Here is a 6,503-nt window from a genome sequence, read left to right on the forward strand (position 1 = left end):
ACTACGCGGGATTCGCGATTATTTCATCGCAGCGAGAATGATATCGTCAACCCAAACCGAATACGGCCCTTCATCCCAGACCGGAACGGTCAGCGCGAGACGCTGGCCCGCGCAATGCGCATCAACTTGGGCAATGCCAGTGCCCACCAGGACGCCGCCGGACCGCTGCTGCCAGGCCAAACCCACAACGGTCGCTGGTGACGCCGCAGGGGCTGTGCCTGCCTGCAGATTGGCACGCTCGGGCACTGCGTCAGACAGGCATGCGAGGGTCAGCCCGATCCGGTTCGCCACGGCGGTGTTTCGCGCGAGCACCGTGAGGCCGATGCGGTAGCGCCCCGGCTGCAGTGCGACTGTCTGGGTTAATACCGCGCCAGCGGCGGCCCCGTCCGAAGCAACCGCAAGCGCGCGCCCCGATAGCGGGGATCCCGCGCGGTCGGAACGGACACTGGTGCCCGGCAGCTGCGTCGCCTGCCACACGTATGGCCCGGTGGAAGTCGTGAAATTCGTCTGCGTCTCAAACCCAGGATCTGCCAGGTTGCCGTGACCGCCGCTGGCCAGCCACACTTCGCGGGCCGCGCCGTAATGCCCCTGCTGCCCCAGGACAGCGCGGATCAGGGCAGTCTCGTCGGGGCGCACGGGCTTGGGTCCCTTGCGCATTTCGGCCAGTAAGGCGAACAAGTCGGAAAGCGCGTACCCTTGCGATCTGGCTGCCGTGTTGAAGAAAGAGATGCGCCAGCCAGGATCATAGCCCATCTGCTCTGCAAGGGCTTGCCGCCCGGATGGCTCAGCCATCAGCGGGGGGAGCAGAGCGATCATCTGCTCAAACAGGGTTTGGGTGCGCAGCAAGGCATCGATGCGCTGGACAGCAAAGCCGTAGGCGCCGGCCGCGAGCGACTGCTGCACCAGCCAGATTTGCGTAAAAGCGTCCCGCCAGCCAAGCTGCGCCCCCAACATCAGCACAGCTGCGCCGCCAGCCTGATCGCCCTGCTGGAGGCGCGCCATACCCACCGCACGCAGGGCCGAAGCATCGAGAAGGTCAAGCGCCAAAGCGTGTCTGGCGGCCCTCAGACTGCCATCGGCATCACCGGCATTTTCGCGCTCATTGGCAAGCGTTGACCAGGCCGCTGCGTTGAGCGGCTGAAGACGAGCCGCCAAGGAGGCGTTGCCGGTCAGCAACAAATGTTGCGACCAGCAGACCATAGTGGCCCAAATGGTTAGGCAGATCAGCGCTCCACCGCCTGCGATGCGAGCCCATCTCTCCCGTGGTGTGATGTCGCTGCGCCGCTTTCTGCTTGGGGAAGGAGCGAGCAAACCGATCAGCGCGCCGGCAGTAGTACTCATCGCCGCGCCGTAGAGCGGATAATCAACGCTGCTCGCACCGGCAATGATGCCAAGACTGACGGCCACGGCGACCGGCAGGCGCCGCTCAAAACGATCGCCGGCGCGGCGGCGCGCCAGGACCACTTGGAAACCGATCAAGCCCACCGCCATGGCCAGTAGGGCCAGGCCGGCGACTCCGCCCTCCAAGAGCAATTGGAGAAAATCGTTGTGCGCCTTGTTCACCGTCGCCGGCGACAGCTGATTAAGCGGTTCGAAGGTTTGATAGACCTTTTGGAACGATCCAAACCCGGTCCCCAGCGGAAACGAATCGCGCACCGCCAACCAGGTATTACGCCAGTAATCGAACCGGGCGTCATCTGCCGCCGACGCGTAACGCGCCGCCAGCTCCTGCACAGGCGCGGTCTGCACGATCAGCGCCATAGCGATCACGCAGCCCAGCCCGGCAATTATCATCCAATGCAGACGCAGTCGGCGCGGGCGGGCGAGCAGAGCAGCCGCTACGAGGGCGACGGGCAGCAGAAACACCCCCGACCGCGACAGCGTCGCCAGTACACTGAGTGCCAATACACTCACGATCACCGCGCGCACCGCTTGGACCGCGCCTCCCTCGTCACGTCCTGCCAGCCGCACGACACCGGGCAACACCGACAAAAGCATGCCAACCATCAGGAAGACGGCAGTATGGTTGCGGTTGACGAACAGCCCGACCGCTACGCCGCGATGGGTCGTCTGAAAGATAATCGGGGCAGCATCGGCACCTGCACCGAATTGGGCAATACCAAGCAATGCGTTGCACAGCGCGACCGCCACGAGCAGCCTCAACACCACGATCCGGTGGCGCGTACTGGCAGTCGCGAGCAGCAGAAGGGCTGCAAGCGGAGCCAGCACGTCGAGAAGGTTTTGCAGACTACGCCCTGGCGCCAGGCTCCACGAGCGCCATGGATCTACGCCAGCAGTGGTGGCCACCTCGGCGGCGAGGTGGTGGCCAGGTAGGCTAGCCCACAAATCGTGCGGAAGCGGCGCGACTTGCCCTGCCAGGAGCAGCCAATATGCGGCCACGAGCGCTAATCCCCCTTTCGCCACGCCTGGAAGTCGCGCGCTGGGGTGGCGCGCAAGATTGAGCCCGATAACGGCAATCGCCATGAGCAGAATGCCCCACCAGATCAGGGGATAGGCGGTTCCCGCTCCGCCTAACAGCAAGGCCGCGCAAAAGAACGTCAGCGACAATCGTTCGCCAATCGCTTTCGTGCCACCGGGGCGGACAGCGCTATACGCAGTGGCCTTGCCTTGCTCGATTTTTTGTATGAAGTCCGCCATGTCACCAATGGACTAGCCAAGTCCTTCTGAAGGGACAACTGCGTGAAGCATAAAGCCGATGATCATCGCTGATATTGCCGGGCGCCTGCTGAAGCCTGACACGCTGCTGGTCGCCGTAGGCTGTGTGCTGGCATGCGCCGCGAGCCAAGCGTTGGCGGCAGGCGCGGGACTGCTGGAGCCTGCCGCAATGCCAGAGCCTCCGCCTTGCATCACCGCAAAGCCAGCCGGCTCGCCAGCTTTGCGCGTTGCCACCATCGGCTATCAGCTGGCTGTTGCAAATAAGGCCGATTGTCCCTCACACGCGATGTTGTCCGGGCTGTTGCTGCATGATCGCGCTGCCTACAGCGAAAAAACGCGCCGGACGCTCACCGGTCTCGGAAACGGCTTTGGCATACTTGGCGTCGTCGCCGGCAGCCCGGCCGACGCGGCAGGACTAACCGCAGGGGACGAGATCATCGGACTGGACGGGGCGCCCCTTACGGAATGGCGGACCGATCTGGAAAGCGCCGGGGCAACCTATGCAAGGGTTGAAGCCTTCACTGCAACGCTATCCAAAACCCTGTCGCACGGGCCTGCTCACCTCAGGATCGTTCATGCCGGACAGGAGCGTGACGTGATCCTTGCCCAGCAACCCGGCTGCGATGTGTCGTTCGCATTGCTGCCTGGCCGAAAGCCAGACGCGTGGACTGACGGACGCTATCTCGCGGTAACAGCCGGGCTGACAGATCTCGTTGGAGATGATGCGCTCGCCTTCGCGATGGCACACGAACTCGCTCATGTTGCGCTTGGTCATGCCAAAGAGGCGGAACGCCCGCTCGCCGCTTTCGGCATCGGCGCCGGCCACGTTCGCCAGGAAGAGAGCCAGGCAGATCTCCTTGGCCTGCGTTTCTCTCAGGCAGCAGGCTATAGCCTTTCGGGGGGCGCCATGCTGTTTAATGCCCTCGCCAAGAGCGGATCCCTGCGCTGGGGCCTTACCCATCCCTCCAATAATGCTCGCATCACGGCGTTGACTCAGGAGGCGGCCCACCTCGCTCAGCAACCCTCAAGCTTGCCAAAGTCCACAATTTGCACGGACTAGTGTCGCGCGACATTCAGGGTGAAAAACGCATTGCCTCGCCTAAAATGCTCCCGGCAAAGCTGCCGTTGCCTCGTCTAAACTGCTCCCGGCCAATGCCGGGAGGGAAAGATGCGAAAGGTGAGCATGGCGACGCGGAGGGAATTGATTGAAGCAGTCGGTGAGCGGTATCGTACCCATCCGGCGTGACTTGCGATTACCCACATCTGCCGAGCTCAGCGCCGATCTGGATGTCGGCGAGGCGTCTGATGCCTCGCCATATGACTGTGTTACCTGGTGGCGGGTCGGCCTTTCTGGCGAGGTAACCACCGAGACGCGCCAGCTTGATGAGATAGAGCTCGATGGTGGCTGGCTTTGCGTTCCGGTTGCCGGTTTCGGCAACGAGTTGGTCGAGGATGATGATCTCGCTTGCTGTAAACGCAACTGTCGGGCTAGCCTCGGGATCTGCCCGGGCTGCCATAGTCATCCAGAGTACGCGCCAGCTGACGATGCAAAAGAGTGCCACGAGATTGGCCAGACGATCAGCAGTGCGCAGCTTGGCGTCCTCGGCGCGACAGCCGGATTTCAGGATTTTGTGGAAGACCTCAATCTTCCAGCGCATCGCGTACCAGCGGATCTTCTCGAGCGCGTCTTCGAGATTATCGACCTTGAGGTCGGTGACGAGCTTCCACAAGATCGGCTTGCGGCCTGTCGGAGTTCCGATCTCGGCGGCATGGATGACGGTCAGGTCGAGCGCAGGATAGCGCTTCTGTTTGCCAATCGGTGGGCGCACGTGGATGCGCTTGAACCGGATGTCGAGGGTGACCTGCTCGACTGTATCACCATCGACCCGCACATCGATACTATGCGTCCCAACGCTGGGTGCATCGAGCATCTCGGTTTTCACAGTCCGATCGCCGCTGCCGGCAACGCGCATGCCGGTGGCCGCTATCAGCCCGAACATCGTGGCATAGGTAATCGGTCGGATCGAGCCCTCGGGCCCAAGGCGAAGCGCGGCATCGATCAGCCGCCGAATGTCCCCGGGATCGTAGATATAGGGTGTGCGGCGCCGATGACTGGCGCGGCCGAAGAGGTCGGCCGAGGGAACCTCATGGCGCGGATCTTCCGCGTGCAGCGCGATCGCGAATCGGCGCACCGTCAGCAGACGGTTACGTCGTTGCTCAGGCGATGGCGCCTGAAGCGCCCACTCATGCACAGTCGCCGTCGTTACGACATGCTCGCCGCGATGCTCGGCGAAGGCGACAAAGTTGCGCAGGAGGATGCCCGGGGTCCGGAACTTGAATCCCAGTGCGCGGCGTAACGCTGCGTGGTCGGCGAGGAGCTGACTCAGCATGCCAGCTCTCCCGGCCAAGGCTGGGCAATCTGCTCCAGCATCGCAATGTCGACCTTGGCGTAATGCGCGGTCATATCGAGCGAGCGGTGACGCAGTACCGTGCCGACAGCCTCAAGCGTGGCGCCCGATCGCAGCATCGAGGTTGCTGCAGAGTGGCGCAGCAGACTGGCTCCGGTCGACGGAGGATCGGAAATGCCCGCACGCTTCAGCGCCAGCGCTACGATCGTGGAGACATGGCTGGACTGCGCAAATGACCGGTAGGGTGCGACCATCATGAGAAATACCGCCTCTTGATGCACGCGCGGGCGTTCCTGCTCGATGTACGCGAGAAGCGCATCTCCAACGTCCTGCGGCAGCGGCAATCGAACCTGGCGACGCGCTTTGCCACTCAAGCGGAGCATGCCAGACGTCCAGTCGACATCGCTGAGTCTGAGCCCAGCTACATCCCCGGCCCGCAGTCCCAGGCGTGCCAGCAGTAGCAGGATCGCGCGATCCCGCAGGCGCCCTCTGGTGAGTTGATCGCAGGATGCAATAACCCGTTCGACATCGGCGGAGGTCAGATACCGTGGCAACGACGAAAGGCGCCATTGCAAGACGGGCGGGATGGCGTGGTCGAGGTTGGGCCGACACAGGCCGACGCCCGCGAGGAAGCGAAGATAGCTGCGCAAGGCGCTCGTTATGGTCCTCAGGTCGGCCGATCCGGTACGCTCGCGCCACTCGCGGACAACATTACGGATCCGGGCGGCATCATAGTCATGGGTCGCCGTACCAAGCTCCGGCATCAGCTTATGCAGGTGGTAAAGATGCCGAGCGATAGTCCGTTCCGACAGTCCCCGGTGAGCGCGCAACCAGCTCCGATAATCTTCAAGCAGGGGATATGGTGACGCGGCCATCACGGTTGGTCGCGCGACACCCGCCTTTTGCAGGAAAACAACGAACCGCCCGACACGGCGCGAATATTTTTGTGAAACACGCGACCATTGTCGCCCACCGGGACATCGACACCGATGGTCGGCAAAGCGGCGAACGACGTCGTCATCAATGAAGTCGACCGAGATGCCTGCGATGCCAAGCCAGGCCGCAAAATGACGAGCCGCGTCCGTGTAGTTCCCGATGGTCAGATGTGTGTATCTCTGAGCGGCAAGATCGGCTGCGAAACGATCGATCCATGGCAGCAAAGGTCCCGGATCGAGGAACCAGTGATTACGTTTGTCGGCGTCCATATTGCTCTCCTCACGATGCTGAACCATCACGAGAAAGTATAGTTATGTGGAGTGCTGACAGACTCACTGCTGTAGTAAATGCATGTAAAATATGCCTATTATATCAATAAGCGCCCTAACCCGTCTTATTCATGAGGTCGCTGTTCCGGTCTGATCGGTTTTGATTGTTCGCTGGCGGCATGATGCAGTCGCGCGTCATCGACGGTGTTTTCAC

At 62.3% G+C, this 6,503-nt stretch carries 4 protein-coding genes; 1 reads left to right on the forward strand and 3 read right to left on the reverse strand.

Annotated elements, in window-relative coordinates:
* Positions 1-18: 18 nt before the first annotated feature.
* Positions 19-2,658 carry an O-antigen ligase family protein gene (locus FHW97_RS19160; RefSeq protein ID WP_171799513.1) on the reverse strand — a complete coding sequence of 880 codons (2,640 nt, stop codon included), beginning with the start codon at positions 2,656-2,658 and terminating at the stop codon, positions 19-21.
* 58 nt (positions 2,659-2,716) lie between these two features.
* On the opposite strand from FHW97_RS19160, the gene FHW97_RS19165 reads away from it, so the two are divergent.
* Entirely contained in the window at positions 2,717-3,736 is a 1,020-nt protein-coding gene (locus tag FHW97_RS19165) for a M48 family metallopeptidase (protein ID WP_171799514.1), read from the forward strand.
* 193 nt (positions 3,737-3,929) lie between these two features.
* On the opposite strand, the gene FHW97_RS22170 is transcribed toward FHW97_RS19165, so the two are convergent.
* Positions 3,930-5,066 (reverse strand): IS4 family transposase, encoded by a 1,137-nt coding sequence (locus FHW97_RS22170; RefSeq protein ID WP_253941887.1) that lies wholly within the window; start codon positions 5,064-5,066, stop codon positions 3,930-3,932.
* Entirely contained in the window at positions 5,060-6,289 is a 1,230-nt protein-coding gene (locus FHW97_RS19175) for a tyrosine-type recombinase/integrase (protein WP_171799515.1), read from the reverse strand. Before FHW97_RS19175 ends, FHW97_RS22170 begins: the two co-directional genes overlap by 7 nt.
* Positions 6,290-6,503 lie beyond the last annotated feature (214 nt).

The organism is Novosphingobium sp. SG754 (genome assembly GCF_013149315.1).
GTDB lineage: Bacteria > Pseudomonadota > Alphaproteobacteria > Sphingomonadales > Sphingomonadaceae > Novosphingobium > Novosphingobium capsulatum.